This is a genomic window from Methylobacterium sp. NPDC080182, assembly GCF_050281105.1.
In the GTDB taxonomy this organism is placed as follows: domain Bacteria; phylum Pseudomonadota; class Alphaproteobacteria; order Rhizobiales; family Beijerinckiaceae; genus Methylobacterium.
Genome location: NZ_JBNNWO010000027.1, coordinates 1 through 15,690 on the forward strand (window position 1 = coordinate 1; position 15,690 = coordinate 15,690).

The window sequence follows — 15,690 nt, forward strand, 5'->3', positions numbered from 1 at the left end:
CATTGCGGTGAACGTGGGAGTGATCACAACGGGGACCAGCGCTGGCGTGGGAGCGCCGACACGCTCGAACAGCAACTTGCGCCAGCGGAACAGCTAACTGACGTATAGACCGGCCCGGCGGGCGACATCCGAGGTCGACACACCCGGTTCAAACGAAGCGGCGACCAACCGCTGCTTCTCCGCCCGCGTCCAGCGTCGACGCGGCTCGGCTCGGCTCTCACCAGTTCGATACCTGCCGGAGTCATGCTCAAGGACCTAGGATTACTCCTATGACCTCAGCCTCGACGGGCCAGCTCACAAGGCGGCCTTCGCCGGATGCGCACGACGGTTCGGGCTTCGCCGGTCTTCGTCACCCTCAGATGCACAAACGGAATGCCGCCTTCGGTTCGTATGTCCTCACGGTGAAGGTTCGTCAGTTCGGCAATTCGTGCCCCACTGTAGGCGGCCAACCACGGGCACCACCGACGGGCGGCACGCCGGGTCGGGTTACGTGCGTCTGGTGTGACCTCAAGGGCTGCCGACAGAATCACCGCAATCTCGTGGTCCCGGAAAGTCCGCTCCCGCTGTGGTGCGATCCTTGGCTCATCCAGGGATATGCCGGCCGCCGGGTTTGAGGACAGGAGTTGACCTGAGGCCCGACCCGCACCCCATCGGAGCACCGAACTGAGGGCTACCAGATCGTTCTTGTTGATCGCGCGTGGGCTGATGCCTTCCACGTCACGTCGGCGCACAGCCCATGCGAACACGTCATCCCCGGTCAGCGTCCGAACGTCCCGCCCTTTGGCGAAGGCTTCGAATGACCGGATGCTCCCACGGTAACGCTTGATCGTGTTCGGGGCCCGCTTGTCCGCGCGGTCCGAAGCCCATCGTTCAAACAGGTCCCCTACGTTCAGGGAAGGCGTTTCAGACGCGATAGGAGAGGGGACTAGGGCTGGCGTGATGATGCGTGCAGGGGAGGGGGCCACGACGGCATCCGCTGCAATCTGAGCGTCTGAGGGAGTTCCGCATCGTTTATCGTGCCAAAACCCTTTGAGTGCACCATCGGCTATCGAGTGCCTGATCCGTGCTTCCCGAGGCTCTTTGGTCCTGAGCGATGCCTGGACGATAGAGCCCACGGTTACGGACGCCCAGGCTCCACCGATTGGAAGGGAGACGGTCTGCCCCTTCAACCGTGGGATCAGATCGGTCGGGGTGCGTTGGCGAAGATGGTAGACCCCCGTCTTAGGGTCCTTCCACGGTCGGGCAGTTCTGAGGGACAATGGGTGGGACCGCTGTGTGAGAGTCGGTCGCCTTCACCACATCGTTCTGCTCCTAACCTTTTCTCATCATTGAAGAAAAGGTTGGTGCGGCCAAGAGGACTCGAACCTCCACCCCTCTCGGGACTAGCACCTCAAGCTAGCGCGTCTACCAATTCCGCCATGGCCGCATCGGACGCGAAGACCGGTCCGTTCGCCCGACCGTCGCGCGCCGCGGGAGAACCCGGGGCCGCTTTCGTGTCGCGCGGCGCAGCGGATAACAGATCGTCCGGCCGCCGACAAGCGCAGTCACGGGGAATCGTAGCCGCCCTCCAGGAAAGGCGCCGCGCCGTCGCCGATGCTGACGCCCGGCTCGACGATCGAGGCCGCCTTGCGGATCAGCTCGGTCACCTCCACGGAGATGCGGTCGCCCGTCACCACGATCTGCCCGCGCGCGATCGGGTGGTCGTTGGCCAGGATCTCGACCATGTCGCTGTCGCTGGCTTCGAGCTCGATCACGGCGCCGCGGCCCATCCGGAGGAGCATGTGCAGCGGCATGCGGGCCCGGCCCAGCACCACCGTCAGATCGACCTTCAGGGTCTCGAAGACCGCCACCGTCCGCCATCCCGTCTCGCAGCCGGAACCTTGCAACCGCCGGCCGCGGATGTTGAGGCTTCGACCATCGACGCAGGATGGTGAACTCTTGGTAAACGCGCCCCGCCTCACGGTCAGCCCGCCCGCCTTCCCGAAGCGGCCCGGCACCGATCCGGTCGCCGGCCCGGTGGGCTGGCGCGTGAGCGACGCGGCAGTGGATTACGCCGCCGCCCTCGCCTGGATGGAGGCGCGCGCGGAGGCGATCGCCCGCGGCGCGGCGCCCGAATGCGTCTGGCTGCTGGAGCACCCGCCGCTCTACACGGCGGGCACGTCGGCCCGGCCGGAGGATCTCGTCGCGCCGGACCGGTTCCCGGTCCACGCGACGGGGCGGGGCGGGCAGTACACCTATCACGGCCCCGGCCAGCGGGTGGCCTACGTGATGCTCGACCTCGACCGGCGCAGCCGCGACCTGCGCGCCTACGTGGCGAGCCTGGAGGCGTGGCTGATCGAGACGCTGGCCGCCTTCAACGTCCGCGCCGAGCGCCGCGAGGACCGGGTCGGCGTCTGGGTGCGCCGGCCCGAGAAGGGGCCCGGCGGCGAAGACAAGATCGCGGCGATCGGCATCCGGGTCCGCCGCTGGGTCAGCTTCCACGGCATCAGCCTGAACGTGGAGCCCGACCTCGCGCATTTCGACGGGATCGTGCCGTGCGGCGTCCGGGAGCACGGCGTGACGAGCCTCGTCGACCTCGGCCTGCCGGTGAGCATGGCCGAGGTCGACATGCAGCTCCGCGCCGCCTTCGAGGCGATCTTCGGGGCGACCGCGATCGAGGCGGCGGAGTGAGCAGGGCCGCGCCATCGGGCGATGCCGCCGTCGTCGCGAGCGCAGCGACCCAGGGGGCGTGTCGTCCGGAGCCCGGACCGGATCGCTTCGCTCGCGAATACGCATAGCGTCCGAACGCTCCGGCCGGAGGCCGTCTCACCGGCGCCGATCAGAAATCGGCGTGCAGCCGCGAGGCGAAGAAGTGCGCCGGCCCGCGGTCGCGATTGTATCCGGGATTGTCGATGAACTGGTAGTCGAAGGTCAGGGTGACGAACTTCGTGAGGTTCAGGGCGTAGTAGGTCTCCAGCGCGCGCTCGGTGCCGTAGTTGAGACGCCCGTCGCCGATCAGCAGCCCGAGATAGCCGGCCGCGAAGGCGGCCCGGTGCGAGGGCGAGAGCCCGTTCATTGCGGCGCCGATGCCGACCGTGTCGTCGGGGCGGTCCCAGGCCTTGCCCTTCAGCGACAGGCCGCCGGAGAAGCTCCGGTCGATGTCGGTGAACGAGATGTTCTCGGTGCCCCCGTCGTTCAGGCTCGCCCGGGCGAACAGCCCGAGTTCGGGCGTCAGCGCCTGCTCCAGGTTGATGTAGCCGCCGGTCTTGCGGCGGGGACGCCGGGTCGCCGCGACGGCGTCGTTGATGTCGTCGAACAGGCCGAGCTGGGTCAGGGTGACGACGTCGCGGTTGTTGGCCGAGACGCCGACATTCGAGAACAGCCCGATGCGGATTTTGCCGGGCTGCTCCAGCCACGGGAGCACGTGCCGCTCCTCGAACTCGACGTTCAGCCCCGCGCGCCGGAACACCCGCGGGTCGAGCACGTCGCTCGACGGCTCCTTGGGCACCTGCGTGTAGGCGGCGCGGATCGCGAATTCGGGGCGGTTGTACTCGGCGTAGACGCCCTGCGTGAAGCCCGGGAGATTGGCCGGGAAGTCCCAGGCCGAGGAACCCCAGAGCGACCAGTTGAAGAAGTCCACGCGCGGGTCGTGCGCGTAGATGTTTCCGTCGAAGAAGTCGCCCAGCGCGAACTTGCCGGCGATCAGCGTGATCCGCTCGGCGTCGTAGCGGGTGGCCACTTGGTTCGGTCCGTCCGGCACCTCCACGGTCTCGCCGCCGAGCCCGAAGGTCTGCTTCACGTAGTAGCGGTTCGAGCGCAGCTTCGGGAACGGGGCGCCGGCCTTCTGCGCCTCGCCGTTGACGAAGCCGGCGACGCCGAGCGTCCGCGACAGGCCGAAGCCCTGGCTGAACTCGGGATTGTAGTAGATCTCGGTGCTGTCGGTGAGCTTGAGGCCGAGGAAGATCGTGGCCGTCGTGGTCTGCCGGGCCTGATGGGGGATCAGGCTCTGCGCGCCCTCGTAGGGCGAGCGGAAGCCGGGAACGCCCTGCGCGATCAGCGTCGTCTGGCCGTGGAGCGAGAAGCGGCCAGTATCGCCGTTGTCGGGATCGTGCGGGGCGGTCTCGTCCGGGTCCGGCGGGACCTTCAGCCCGTCCGGAAACCACATCAGCCGCGCGAACAGTTCGTTGGACGTGAAGCGCGCCCGGGTCGTGACCGGCCCGCCCGCGTCGCCGGGCACCGTGCCCAGCGGGAAGCGCCGGCTGCCTCCGAGATCGATGTAGCGGTAGTCGATGCCCAGCGCGAGGCTGTCGGTGATGGCGTACTGCACGCCCGCGCCGAGGGTGAAGCCGACGTAGCCGAGGTCCCGCCGCGCGGTGGTCTGGCCGCCCGTGTCGAGGTCCGGGTAATTCGCCAGGATGCGCGCGTTCGCCCCCGCGAGGCCGAAGGTGCCGTAGATCAGGTAGCGGTCGAAGCTGTAGCCGAGCCGGGCGCGCAGGGTGCCGTAGAGATCCGTCTTGGCGCGCACGATGTTGAAGGCCGGGTCCACGTTCGCGTAGCCGAAGCCCGCGATCGTCGAAGGGACGGGCCGCTTCAGATTCGCCGCGTCGAGACTCGCCTCGACGCCGTAGACCCACGGCCCGGCCTGCCAGTTCCAGCCGCCGAACAGGCCGCCGACCGCCGTCGTGGCGTTCTTGCCCTGGTCGCTGCGGCCGGTGGAATCGCCGCTCTTGAAGGCCGGGACCGGCCGGGCGCCGATCGTCGTCGGACCGAAATTGTAGGCGCCGTAGGACCCGCCGGCACTGCCCTCGAGGCCGACATAGCCCCCCGACCAGTCGGTGTAGGACGGCGCCTCGGCGGGGCGCAGCGGGGAGATGTCGGCCGCCCGCGCGGCGGCGGGCGCGAGGAGGGGGACGGCCAGGACGAGCGCCGCGGTGCGGACCAGGGACACGGAACGGGATCTCATCCGACTCACAGAAAAGTATAGCATTTGCTAAAACGCGTCACGGGGCCGCGCAAGCCGGGTCGCGCGCTCGTGATCGCGGGCCATCATGCGATCCATGGCCTTGCTGCATCGCATCCTCGGTTCGTCGCATGGCACTGGCGTGACGATCCAGCCCGCGTTGGATTCGTCAAGATCCAGAGGGCATCGCACCGCGAATAGCTTCGTGAAAGTGCGTCGTAATCGACCTTTTTCGATGCAACGACATGCGAATACCGTAATGTCGATGCAGCTGACCGGCAGATTAGAATTGTTATTATTTGACTGTCGTGCGATTCCGGTTTGAACTTCCCGCGGCCTGGATTATGTGCGGTCGCATGCACGCCTCGCACATCCTCCCGGTTCTCCGCGGCCTCGCCGCGGCCTCGCTCCTGGCGTTCGCCGGTGCCGCGGCCGCCAAGGAGGTGCCGATCGGTCCGCACGTGACGCGCAACGGCCTGGAGGTCGCGGCCGTCTATCTGCAGCCGATCGAGATGGATCCGCCCGGCATGATGCGCGAGGCCGCCAAGTCGGACATCCACCTCGAGACCGATATCCGCGCCGCCAAGGACAACCGCAACGGCTTCGCGGAAGGGGACTGGGTGCCGGCGCTCGACGTCCGCTTCGAGGCGGTGAAGCTCGACGGCGACAAGCCCACCGACCAGACGGTGTCGGGCATGCTGATGCCTATGGTCGCCAACGACGGGCCGCATTACGGCGACAACGTCAAGCTGTTCGGCCCGGGTCGCTACCGTCTGAAGGTCACCGTCGCGCCGCCCGGCAAGGACAGCCATTTCGGCCGCCACGTCGACAAGGAGACGGGCGTCGGCCCGTGGTTCGAGCCCTTCGAGATCACCCAGGACTTCACCTTCGCCGGCGTCGGCAAGAAGGGCGCCTACTGAGAGTGCCGGAGCTGACCGTGTCCCGCCTGCCGCGCTCCCTCGTCCGAGCCATCCCGCTGCTGCTGGTCGCCGCCGCGTCGGCCTTCGCGCCCGCGCGCGCCGACGACATGCCGGTCATCAAGGTGGAGATGCGCGACGGCGTGATCATCCCGACGGTGATCGAGGTTCCGGCCAACACCCGGTTCAAGCTCGAGATCTCGAACACCGGCCAGACGCCGGTGGAGTTCGAGAGCACGGAGCTGCGCCGCGAGAAGGCGCTGGCCGCTGGCTCGACCTCGGCGATCGTCTTCCGCACCCTTGATGCCGGCACCTACCAAGTGTTCGACGATTTCCACCCGGAAGCGAAGGCGACCCTGGTGGCCAAATGAGCGCGTCCACGACAGCGCCCGGCTCCCTGGCCGTCGCCGACGTCACGCCGCGCCGCTCCGCGGTCGACGCGCGGCTCGCCCGGTTCGGCGACGCGTTGCGCCGGTACGGCTGGATCATCCGGTCCGTGCAGTGGCTGATCGTCGCCGTCTACGCGGTGCTGGTGATCGTGCCGGCCCTGCTGCCGCTGCCCGACAACGCCGCCCACATCTGGACCAACCTGACGCTCGCCGCGCAGTTCGCCTTCTGGGGGATCTGGTGGCCGTTCGTGCTGGTCAGCATGGTCCTGGTCGGCCGGGCCTGGTGCGGCGTGCTCTGCCCGGAGGGGGCCCTCAGCGAGTTCGCGAGCCGGTGGAGCCGCGGCTACGCCGTGCCGCGCTGGATCACCTGGCAGGGCTGGCCGTTCGTGGCTTTCGCCGGAACCACCGTCTACGGGCAGATGACCAGCGTCTACGGCTACCCGAAGCCGGTGCTCGCGGTGCTCGGCGGCTCCACCCTCGCGGCGATCGTGGTCGGCCTGCTGTACGGGCGCAACAAGCGCGTCTGGTGCCGCTATCTCTGCCCGGTCAACGGCGTCTTCGCGGTGCTGTCGAAGCTCGCGCCGGTGAGCTTCCAGGTTGACCGCGCCGCGTGGGCGGCCTCGCCCAAGCCCGTCGGCGGCACCGAGGCCTTCAACTGCGCGCCGCTCGTGCCGGTCAAGACCATGCGCGGCGCGGGCGCCTGCCACATGTGCGGGCGCTGCAGCGGCCATCGCGGCGCCGTGCACCTCGCCCTGCGCTCGCCCAACCACGAGATCGTCCACGTGGCCGGCGAGGAGCCCAGCCTCGACCAGACCATGCTGATCCTGTTCGGCATGCTGGCCCTGGCGGTAGGCGCGTTCCAGTGGTCCTCGAGCCCCTGGTACGTCGACGCCAAGCAGTGGGCCGCCACGTGGCTCATCGAGCGCGGGACGACGTGGCCGCTGGAGCACTCGGCGCCCTGGTTCGTGCTGACGAACTATCCCGACCGCAACGACGTCATGACGCTCCTCGACGGCGGGCTGCTGCTGGCCTACATCGGCGCCGCGACCATCGTGCTCGGGCTCGCCCTGTCGGGGATCGTGGCGCTCGCGACCCTGAGCCTCGGGGGCTGGTCGCTTCGGCGCTTCCACCACCTGACCCAGACGCTGATCCCGGTGGCGGGCTGCGGCGTCTTCCTGGGCCTGTCGGCGCTCACCGTGACGTTCCTGCGCGGCGACGGCATCGTGATCCCCTACGTGGCGGAGATCCGCGCGGGCCTGCTGGCCGGCGCGAGCCTGTGGAGCGTCTGGCTGGCCTGGCGTGTGGCGGGTCTCGCCGCCGGCGGCCTCCGCCGTGTGGCGGCCTCCGCCTGCATCGCCGGCGCGGCCGCCCTCTCGGTGGCCAACTGGGTGCTCCTGTTCTGGATCTGGTAGCGCGCGGTTCGCGCGCGACGTCACACGACCTCACAACTCTTGGAGACCGCCATGATCGGCGCCTTCGTCATCGCCTTCCGCGAAGTCATCGAGGCAGGCCTCATCATCTCGATCGTGCTGGCGGCGACCCGCGGCATCCCGGGCCGGATGCGCTGGGTCCTGCTCGGCATCGCCGGCGGCCTCGCGGGCGCCGCCCTGGTGGCGCTGTTCGCCGAGACGATCTCGGACGCGTTCGAGGGCAGCGGGCAGGACATCCTGAACGCCGCGGTCCTGATCGTCGCGGTGCTGCTGCTGATCTGGCACAACACTTGGATGAGCAAGCACGGCAAGGAGCTGGCGGGCGAACTGCGCGCCGCCGGCGCGGCGGTGCGCTCGGGCGAGCGGGAGGCGGCGGCCCTGTCGATCGTGATCGGCGCCGCGATCCTGCGCGAGGGGGCCGAGCTGGTCCTGTTCCTCTACGGCCTCGTGGCCTCGGGCACCTCGGGCGCCGACATCCAGTTCGGTGCGGTCGCCGGCATCGGCGCCGGAGCGCTCCTCTCGGCGGTGACCTATCTCGGGCTCGCCTCGATCCCGAGCCGCTACGTCTTCTCGGTGACCAGCGTCCTGATCATCTTCCTCGCGGCCGGCCTCGCCGCGCAGGCGGCGCAGTTCCTGGCGAATGCCGGGGTGGTCGAGGTTCTCGGATACACCCTCTGGAACAGCTCCGGCGTGATCGCCGAGAATTCCTGGCCGGGCCGCGTCCTGCACGCCCTGGTCGGCTACACCGACCGGCCGACCGCCCTCCAGGGGCTGGTCTACGTCGCCACCATCGCGGTGATGGTCGGCCTGATGCAGTGGAGCGCCGCCGACAAGCGCCGCGTGGTGCGGCCGGCCTAGTTGCGACGGGCCGGCGGGCGGCGGGCATCGACCTCGCCCGCCTCCGCGGCGTCCGATCGCCGCGCGCTACGGCGCCCCCGTCGCCACCGCCCGGGCCGGGTCGGCGCCCCATTCCGACCAGGAGCCGTCGTAGAGCCCCCGCGCCGGGCGGCCCATGGTCTCCAGCGCCAGCGCGATGATCGCCGCGGTCACGCCGGAGCCGCAGGTGGTCACGATCGGCCGGTCCGGATCGACGCCGTTCTCGGCGAAGACCGCCTTCAGCTCCTCGGGGCTCTTCAACCGGCCGTCGCGCTGGAGGGCCGCGTAGTGCAGGTTGCGCGCGCCGGGCATGTGCCCCGGCCGGACGCCGGGGCGGGGCTCCGGCTCCTCGCCGCGGAACCGCGTCCCCGAGCGGGCGTCGACGACCTGCGCCGAGCCGCTGCCCAGGGCGCGGGCGACGTCGTCCGCGTCCGCCACGGCGCCGTGGTCGAAGCGGGCGGTGAAGTGCCGCCGCTCGGGCTGGCGCGGGTCGCCCTCCTCGGTCGGGTAGCCCGCCGCCACCCAGGCCGGCAGGCCGCCGTCCAGCACCAGCGCGTCGCGCACGCCGAAGGCCTTGAGCATCCACCAGACCCGCGGGGCGGAGAACAGCCCCTGCCCGTCGTAGACGACGATCTGAATGCCGTCGCCGACGCCGAGCGCGCGCATCCGCGCCGCGAACACCTCGGGCCGCGGCAGCATGTGCGGCAGGCTCGACTCGGTGTCGCTCATGGCGTCGAGATCGAAGCGGCGGGCGCCGGGTATGTGGGCGGTGCGGAACTCGGCCTCGGGATCGCGGCCCGCCGCGGGCAGGTACCACGAGGCGTCGAGCACGACGATGTCGGGGGCCGCGAGGCGGTCGTGCAGCCATTCGGGTGACACGAGGGGCGCTTGGGCCATGGTCGGCGGATCCGGCTCTGTTCGCGTTGCGGGCTCACAGAACCACAGGTCGCACCGCGTTGCACGCCCGGGCCATCGCGGGACGGCGGCGTTCGGGCGGATTCGTCAGCCGCGCCAATGCCAATCGAGCGCGCGCCGGATCGGGGGAGCTACGCATCCCGCACCGTGGTCCGATGCATCCAGCGCAGGCTGGTCTTGTTTTAAAGAGCCGTAACCCCAGTTACGACACCATGATGACGCCAATCGCGTCGGCCGTCCGGCCGGCATCGTGTTGGCCGCCCCGGACGTTCCGCTCGCGGACGCGATACGGGGACGTCGCCTGAACGAGATGCGTTCAAACCTTCCCTGTCTGCCCGGGTGCCCGACCCACCGTGCAGGATGCTTATTGAGCCGATCGACACCATGAATCAACTCGTCCGCATGTCCCAGATCGGCGACGCCGAGTCCGTCGAGGAGCCGTCGGCCGACCTGCGCGTGCCCTTCGCGCAGTCCGGCGCCTTCGTGTGCAAGTACATCATCGGCGAGCCGAACGACCGCGCCGTCTGCTGCGGCGCCCCCGTGTCCGACGGCAAGAGCTGGTGCGCCTACCACCGCCGCATCGTGTTCGAGCCGACCCGCCCCGGCCGCATCCGCTGAGCCTCTCCCTGCGCCATCCCGGCCGTCACTGCGTCCGCATGATCTGGATGACCGCCGGGGTGATGATGACGACGAACAGCACGGGCAGGAAGAACAGGATCATCGGCACGGTGAGCTTCGGCGGCAGCCCGGCCGCCTTCTTCTCGGCCTCGTTCATGCGCATGTCGCGGCTTTCCTGGCTCAGCACCCGCAGCGCCTGACCGACCGGCGTGCCGTAGCGCTCGGCCTGGATCAGCGCCGTCGCCACGGACTTCACCGGCTCGAGGCCGGTGCGCATCACGAGGTTCTCGTAGGCCTGGCGCCGGTCGGGCAGGAACGACATCTCGGCGGTCATCAGCGCGAGTTCCTCGGCCAGCACGACCGAGGACGTGGCGATCTCGGTGCTCACCTTCCGGAACGCGTTCTCGATCGCCATGCCGGATTCGACGCAGATCAGCGTGAGGTCGAGGGCGTCCGGCCACGCCTTGCGGATCTCGGTCTGGCGCTTCTTGGCGGTGTTCACCAGGAACAGCTCGGGCGCCTTGATGCCCATGTAGGCCGCGCCGATCACCAGCCCGAACCGCATGAGGTACGAGGCGTCGAGCACCTCCAGCACGAACAGGTAGAACAGGGCCGCGATCACCGCCGCGACCGGCACGACGAGGCGGAAGAACAGGAAAGCGGTCTCCGCCCCCTGGCCGCGGTACCCTGCCTGCATCAGCTTGCGCTTGGCCGTGTCCGTGCCGAGCCAGCGGCGCAGCTGGTACTTCTCGACGACCGACTTCATGTAGGCCTTCGGCTCCGTGCGCAGCGTCGCCCGGCTTCCGGTCCGCTCCGCGCTCAGCCGCTCGCGCCGCCGGATCTGCTCGCGCTCGTCGCTGACGAGCTTCATCCGCTTGCCGAGGCGGTCGGTCTCCAGGAAGGGCTGCGCCACCGCGTAGGCGGTCGCGGCCGCCGCGACGGCGGTCAGCAGCGTGCCCATGAAGCGGGGATCGAACAGCTTCTCGGCGATGGCGTCGATCATCGGGCGGGATCCGGCAGACGGCGCACCGCGCCTAGAACTCGAAGGCGATCATCTTCTTGATGGTGAAGATGCCGATGGACATCCAGATCGCCGCGCCGACCAGGGCGATCTTGCCCGTGTCGGTGGTCCAGAGCAGCGAGATGTAGTCGGGGCTGGTGAGCGCGGTGATGCCCGCCACAGCGAAGGGCAGGCAGGCGATGATCGAGGCCGAGGCCTTGGCCTCCATGCTCATCGCCTGGACCTTGCCGCGCATCTTGGCGCGGTCGCGCAGCACCGTGGAGAGGTTGTTCAGCGCCTCGGAGAGGTTACCGCCCGATTGCTGCTGGATGTTGATCACGATAGCGAAGAAGTTCACCTCGGCGGTGGGCACGCGCTCGAACAGCCGCGTGCAGGCCTCGCCGAGGGACAGGCCCATCGCCTGCGTCTCCACCACGGTCCGGAACTCGCTGCGCACCGGCTCCTCGGCCTCGCGCGAGACCATGCGGAAGCAGTCGCCCACCGGGATGCCGGTGCGGATGCCGCGTACCACCACGTCGACGGCGTTGGGCAGCTCCTTGTTGAACTTCGCGATGCGCTTGAGCCGCAGGTGGCGCAGCAGGTAGGCCGGCAGGCCGAAGCCGCCCGCGAAGGCGGCGCCGAGCGCCACCAGGGCGTTGTCGGTGATGACGAAGAGCAGGAGCCCGAAGACGACCCCGCTCAGGGCCGAGACCCCGTAGAAGGTCTGCTTCGTCCAGCCGAGGCCGGCGCGGGCGAGCTTCAATTCCACGCTGGCCTTCGAGGCGCCCTTGGCCTTCGCCTCGATCTCGCTCAGCGTCTTGGCGACCTGCTCGCGCCGGTTGACGGCGACGCCCCGGGTCGCCGCCCCCGAGGCGGAGACGCTGATCGTCTTCAGGCGCTTGGTGGCCCGGCGCTCGCCGCCGAGCAGGGGCAGGACCGCCACGTAGGCGATGGCGGCCACCGCGATGCCGGCGAGGCCGGCGGCGATCGGCAGGTTGGAGGCGTCCGCCATCGGCTCAGTTCCGGTCGACGACCTCGGCGGCGTCGAGCGCCTCGCCGAGCCGCTGTTCGAGGCCGTAGTAGCGGGCGCGCTCCCAGAATTTCGGCCGGCCGACGCCGGTGGAGCGGTGACGCCCGATCAGCTTGCCGTTCGCGTCCTCGCCGACGATGTCGTAGAGGAACACGTCCTGGGTGGTGATGACGTCGCCCTCCATGCCGAGCACCTCGGTGATGTGGGTGATGCGCCGGGAGCCGTCGCGCAGACGCATCGCCTGGATCACGACGTCGATCGAGCCGCAGATCATCTCGCGCAGGGTCCGCGACGGCAGTGTGAAGCCGCCCATCGAGATCATCGATTCGATACGCGACAGGCACTCGCGCGGGCTGTTGGCGTGGAGCGTGCCCATCGAGCCGTCGTGGCCGGTGTTCATCGCCTGGAGCAGATCGAAGGCCTCCGGTCCGCGCACCTCGCCGACGATGATCCGCTCCGGGCGCATGCGCAGGCAGTTCTTGACGAGGTCGCGCATGGTGACCTGGCCCTGGCCCTCCATGTTGGGCGGCCGTGTCTCCAGGCGCACGACGTGCGGCTGCTGGAGCTGCAGCTCGGCCGCGTCCTCGCAGGTGATGACCCGCTCGTCGTGCTCGATGAAGGCGGTGAGGCAGTTGAGCAGCGTGGTCTTGCCCGAGCCCGTGCCGCCCGAGATGACCACGTTGCAGCGCGACTGGCCGATGATCTTGAGGACCTCGGCGCCCTCGGGCGAGATCGCCCCGAAGCGCACGAGCTGCTCCAGGGTGAGCTTGTCCTTCTTGAACTTGCGGATCGTGAGCGCCGGGCCGTCGATGGCGAGCGGCGGCGCGATGACGTTGACGCGGGACCCGTCCGGCAGGCGCGCGTCGCAGATCGGCGAGGCGTCGTCGACGCGCCGGCCGACCTGGCTGACGATGCGCTGGCAGATGTTCATCAGCTGCTGGTTGTCGCGGAACCGCACGCTGGTCAGCTGGATCTTGCCGTTGACCTCGATGAAGGTCCGGTGGGCGCCGTTGACCATGATGTCGGCGATGTCGTCGCGGGCGAGCAGCGGCTCCAGCGGGCCGTAGCCCAGCACGTCGTTGCAGATGTCGTCGAGCAGTTCCTCCTGCTCGGAGATCGACAGGACGATGTTCTTGAGCCCGATGATCTCCGTGACGATGTCGCGGATCTCCTCGCGCGCGGTCTCGGCGTCGAGGCGCGAGAGCTGCGTCAGGTCGATCGCCTCGATCAGGGCGCCGAAGATCAGGCTCTTGGTGCGGTAGTAATCCTCCGAGCGCGCGGTCTCGACGACGACCGGGGCCGCCGGCGCCGGGCGCTGGGCCGGCGCGGGCGCCGGCGCGTCGCGCAGCACCGGCGTGGCCGGGGCCGGGGTCCGCATCTGCGGCATCGGCGGGGGCGGCGCCGACGCGCCGCCGGACTGTCGCCTACCGAACATGGGTCAGAGCCCCGACGCTGACCCGCGGCACCGGCCGGGTGAGGGATCGCGTCCGCATCAGGATGCCTTGCGGCCGGAAAGCTTGGCGAGCAGCGGCTCCAGCAGGCTCGGACGGCCCCGCCGGCTCTCGGGACGCCCGAGGGTCATGGCCGCCAGGTCGTTGAACAGCTCCGCCACCTTCGAGCCCGCCTGGATCTCGGCGATCATCTGGCCGTTGTTGGCGGCCGTGCCGAACAGGGTCGGCTCGAACGGGATCGTCAGGGCCACCGGCGCCTCCAGGGCCTTGGCGAACTCGGCGGTGCCGATCTCGGGGCGCTTGGGCACGCCGACGCCGTTCAGCACGATGCGGGGCGGCTGGTCGTTCGGGCGACCGTGCTTCAGCGCGCCGAGGAGGTTCTTGGCGTTGCGCAGGCAGGCGAGGTCGGGCCCGGTCACGATCAGGATCTCGTCGGCCGCCGTGAGGACGCGCTTCGTCCACGCGTTCCACTGGTGGGGGATGTCGAGGACCACGCACGGGACGCTCGCCCGCATGTGCTCGATCAGGGTGTCGAAGGCCGGCTCGGACAGGTCGATGGTCCGGTCGAGGCTCGCCGGGGCCGAGAGCAGGCTCAGGTTGTCGCTGCACTTGGACAGCAGCCGCTCGACCAGGGCGGAGTCCAGCCGCTCGGGGGCGAACACCGCCTCGGCGATCCCCTGCGGCGGGTCCTGGTTGAAGTTGAGCGAGGCGGTGCCGAAGGCGATGTCGAGATCGGCGATCACCGTCTGGACGCCCTGGCCCCGGGCCACCGACCACGCGAAGTTGTGCGCCACGGTCGAGGCGCCGATGCCGCCCTTGACGCCGTAGACCGCCACGGTCCGGCCCACCGGCTTGACGCCCGGGGCCGTGAACAGGTCGGAGATCGCCGCGATGAGCGTCAGGGGCTCGACCGGCGCCATCAGGTAATCGGACACCCCGCGCTGGATCAGCTGGCGGTAAAGCATCACGTCGTTGACGTGACCGATCACCAGGACGCGGGTCCCCTCGTCGCAGACCTCGGCCAGGGCGTCGAGGCACTCGATCGGCCGCGAGCGCGCGCCCTGGATCTCGAGGACGATGACGTTGGGCGTCGGCGCGTGCCGGTACGCCTCGATCGCCGCGGCCCCGCCGCCCATCCGGACCTTGACCTGCGCCTTCTGCATGCGCCGGTCGAGGGCCGCGCCCTCGATCATCGCCGCGGTCTCGCCGGTCTCGCAGAAGGCCTGGATGGTGATCCGGGGCACCGGGGCGATCGTGCGCTCGGTTGTCTCGGACAGCTCTGCCATGACGGCGCTTTCGGGTTCGCGTGCGGGGTGCGGCGTTGCGATCGGCGGCGGGGCTGCCCATCCCCGGCGCCGGCTGTCTCAGTTCGTGACCTGGGCCTTCACGGCGGTCTGACCATCTTGCCGCCATGTGGTTGACGGATCCTTGCCGTCCCGCAACTGGCCAATGTCCCGGACCCGCTTGACCGTGTCGATGCGGCCCTCGGGCCGGCCGCGCACGAGGTCGACCGGGTCGGCGACCTGCGCGGCGACGTTGGACTGCATGGCGCAGCCCAGGTTCCAGCTCGGCCGATTGTTGTAGTCGGTCGCGAAATTGCCGGCCCCGAGGTCCTGAGGCCAGAGGCCGCAGGCGTCGGCCACCTTGGCCTGCATGCGCTGGAAGCTCAGCCGGATCGGCGCGGCGAGGGTCGGCGCCGCCACCGCGTAGCCGCTGACGGCGATCTCGCGGGCGTTGACGCCGTTCTGCGTGCCGAGCCGGCCGAGAACCGAGGCCGTCCGCTGCACGGCGGCGACCTGGTCGGGCGGGACGCCCTGGGGTACCTGCATCAGAAGGGTTCCGCGGCCGTAGCGCCGGTACTCCAGCATGAAGGCGTCGACATCGGTCGCCTGGCGCGGGTCCAGATGGCCCGTGCCGGTCGGGAACACGTCGAGGCTGCGGGGCCCGTCGGTCAGCACGATCGGGTGGCGCGCGCGGTAATCCGTGACGTCGATGCCGCCGGTCGTGACGGGATCGGTCTTGCAGGCCGCCGCGAGGGCGGAGAGCGCGCAGGCGGCGAGCACGCTCGCGGCGCGGCGCGGCAGTGCGGGCGGGTGACGTCCGGTCGTGGGTCCGGTCATGGGTC

Annotated in this window: 15 protein-coding genes, 1 tRNA gene and 1 pseudogene; 6 read left to right on the forward strand and 11 right to left on the reverse strand. The window is 69.8% G+C overall.

Annotated features, from left to right (window positions below; genetic code table 11):
* Nucleotides 1–93: 93 nt before the first annotated feature.
* The 4 genes and pseudogenes from ACQKQD_RS30420 to ACQKQD_RS30435 all read right to left on the reverse strand — a co-directional run.
* Nucleotides 94–189: pseudogene (locus ACQKQD_RS30420) on the reverse strand (hypothetical protein); the annotation flags it as partial.
* Between the two features lie 86 nt (nt 190–275).
* Nucleotides 276–1,259 (reverse strand): DUF6538 domain-containing protein, encoded by a 984-nt coding sequence (locus tag ACQKQD_RS30425; RefSeq protein ID WP_427510476.1) that lies wholly within the window; start codon nt 1,257–1,259, stop codon nt 276–278.
* An 82-nt stretch (nt 1,260–1,341) separates the two neighbouring features.
* Nucleotides 1,342–1,426: transfer RNA gene (locus tag ACQKQD_RS30430), tRNA-Leu, on the reverse strand.
* 118 nt (nt 1,427–1,544) lie between these two features.
* Nucleotides 1,545–1,850 (reverse strand): FliM/FliN family flagellar motor switch protein, encoded by a 306-nt coding sequence (locus tag ACQKQD_RS30435; RefSeq protein WP_020095633.1) that lies wholly within the window; start codon nt 1,848–1,850, stop codon nt 1,545–1,547.
* Nucleotides 1,851–1,938: 88 nt separating this feature from the next.
* Here ACQKQD_RS30435 and lipB point away from each other — a divergent pair, with 88 nt between their 5' ends.
* The gene (lipB, locus tag ACQKQD_RS30440; protein ID WP_020095634.1) at nt 1,939–2,670 is read left to right on the forward strand and encodes a lipoyl(octanoyl) transferase LipB; all 732 of its coding nucleotides are present in this window, start codon (nt 1,939–1,941) and stop codon (nt 2,668–2,670) included.
* 148 nt (nt 2,671–2,818) lie between these two features.
* On the opposite strand, the gene ACQKQD_RS30445 is transcribed toward lipB, so the two are convergent.
* Nucleotides 2,819–4,942: a carbohydrate porin gene (locus ACQKQD_RS30445; protein WP_427510477.1), complete on the reverse strand. Its 2,124-nt coding sequence runs from the start codon at nt 4,940–4,942 to the stop codon at nt 2,819–2,821.
* 353 nt (nt 4,943–5,295) lie between these two features.
* Here ACQKQD_RS30445 and ACQKQD_RS30450 point away from each other — a divergent pair, with 353 nt between their 5' ends.
* From ACQKQD_RS30450 to ACQKQD_RS30465, 4 genes are read left to right on the forward strand one after another with little or no spacing between them, the layout of a single operon-like run.
* Complete coding sequence (locus ACQKQD_RS30450) at nt 5,296–5,859, forward strand: iron transporter (RefSeq protein ID WP_020095636.1); 564 nt, start codon at nt 5,296–5,298, stop codon at nt 5,857–5,859.
* Between the two features lie 17 nt (nt 5,860–5,876).
* Nucleotides 5,877–6,227, forward strand: coding sequence for a cupredoxin domain-containing protein (locus tag ACQKQD_RS30455; RefSeq protein ID WP_427510478.1), 351 nt, complete (start codon nt 5,877–5,879; stop codon nt 6,225–6,227).
* Nucleotides 6,224–7,657, forward strand: a complete 1,434-nt coding sequence (locus ACQKQD_RS30460) for a 4Fe-4S binding protein (protein ID WP_427510479.1) — start codon at nt 6,224–6,226, stop codon at nt 7,655–7,657. Before ACQKQD_RS30455 ends, ACQKQD_RS30460 begins: the two co-directional genes overlap by 4 nt.
* Before the next feature lie 51 nt (nt 7,658–7,708).
* Nucleotides 7,709–8,533: an FTR1 family iron permease gene (locus tag ACQKQD_RS30465; RefSeq protein ID WP_427510480.1), complete on the forward strand. Its 825-nt coding sequence runs from the start codon at nt 7,709–7,711 to the stop codon at nt 8,531–8,533.
* 66 nt (nt 8,534–8,599) lie between these two features.
* On the opposite strand, the gene sseA is transcribed toward ACQKQD_RS30465, so the two are convergent.
* A complete protein-coding gene (gene sseA, locus ACQKQD_RS30470; protein WP_427510481.1) occupies nt 8,600–9,448 on the reverse strand; it encodes a 3-mercaptopyruvate sulfurtransferase in 849 nt (282 codons plus the stop codon).
* A gap of 402 nt (nt 9,449–9,850) precedes the next feature.
* Between sseA and ACQKQD_RS30475 the strand changes: the two genes are divergently transcribed.
* Nucleotides 9,851–10,084, forward strand: coding sequence for a GcrA family cell cycle regulator (locus tag ACQKQD_RS30475; protein WP_337251946.1), 234 nt, complete (start codon nt 9,851–9,853; stop codon nt 10,082–10,084).
* A 25-nt stretch (nt 10,085–10,109) separates the two neighbouring features.
* Here the strand turns inward: ACQKQD_RS30475 and ACQKQD_RS30480 are convergent, their stop codons facing one another.
* From ACQKQD_RS30480 to ACQKQD_RS30500, 5 genes are all read right to left on the reverse strand, one after another.
* Nucleotides 10,110–11,087 (reverse strand): type II secretion system F family protein, encoded by a 978-nt coding sequence (locus tag ACQKQD_RS30480; protein ID WP_020095643.1) that lies wholly within the window; start codon nt 11,085–11,087, stop codon nt 10,110–10,112.
* A gap of 31 nt (nt 11,088–11,118) precedes the next feature.
* Nucleotides 11,119–12,096, reverse strand: coding sequence for a type II secretion system F family protein (locus tag ACQKQD_RS30485; protein WP_427510482.1), 978 nt, complete (start codon nt 12,094–12,096; stop codon nt 11,119–11,121).
* A 4-nt stretch (nt 12,097–12,100) separates the two neighbouring features.
* Nucleotides 12,101–13,549 carry a CpaF family protein gene (locus ACQKQD_RS30490; RefSeq protein ID WP_026605321.1) on the reverse strand — a complete coding sequence of 483 codons (1,449 nt, stop codon included), beginning with the start codon at nt 13,547–13,549 and terminating at the stop codon, nt 12,101–12,103.
* A gap of 57 nt (nt 13,550–13,606) precedes the next feature.
* Nucleotides 13,607–14,851, reverse strand: coding sequence for an AAA family ATPase (locus ACQKQD_RS30495; protein ID WP_056526226.1), 1,245 nt, complete (start codon nt 14,849–14,851; stop codon nt 13,607–13,609).
* Nucleotides 14,852–14,929: 78 nt separating this feature from the next.
* Nucleotides 14,930–15,685 carry a CpaD family pilus assembly protein gene (locus tag ACQKQD_RS30500; RefSeq protein ID WP_170863029.1) on the reverse strand — a complete coding sequence of 252 codons (756 nt, stop codon included), beginning with the start codon at nt 15,683–15,685 and terminating at the stop codon, nt 14,930–14,932.
* Between the last annotated feature and the right edge of the window lie 5 nt (nt 15,686–15,690).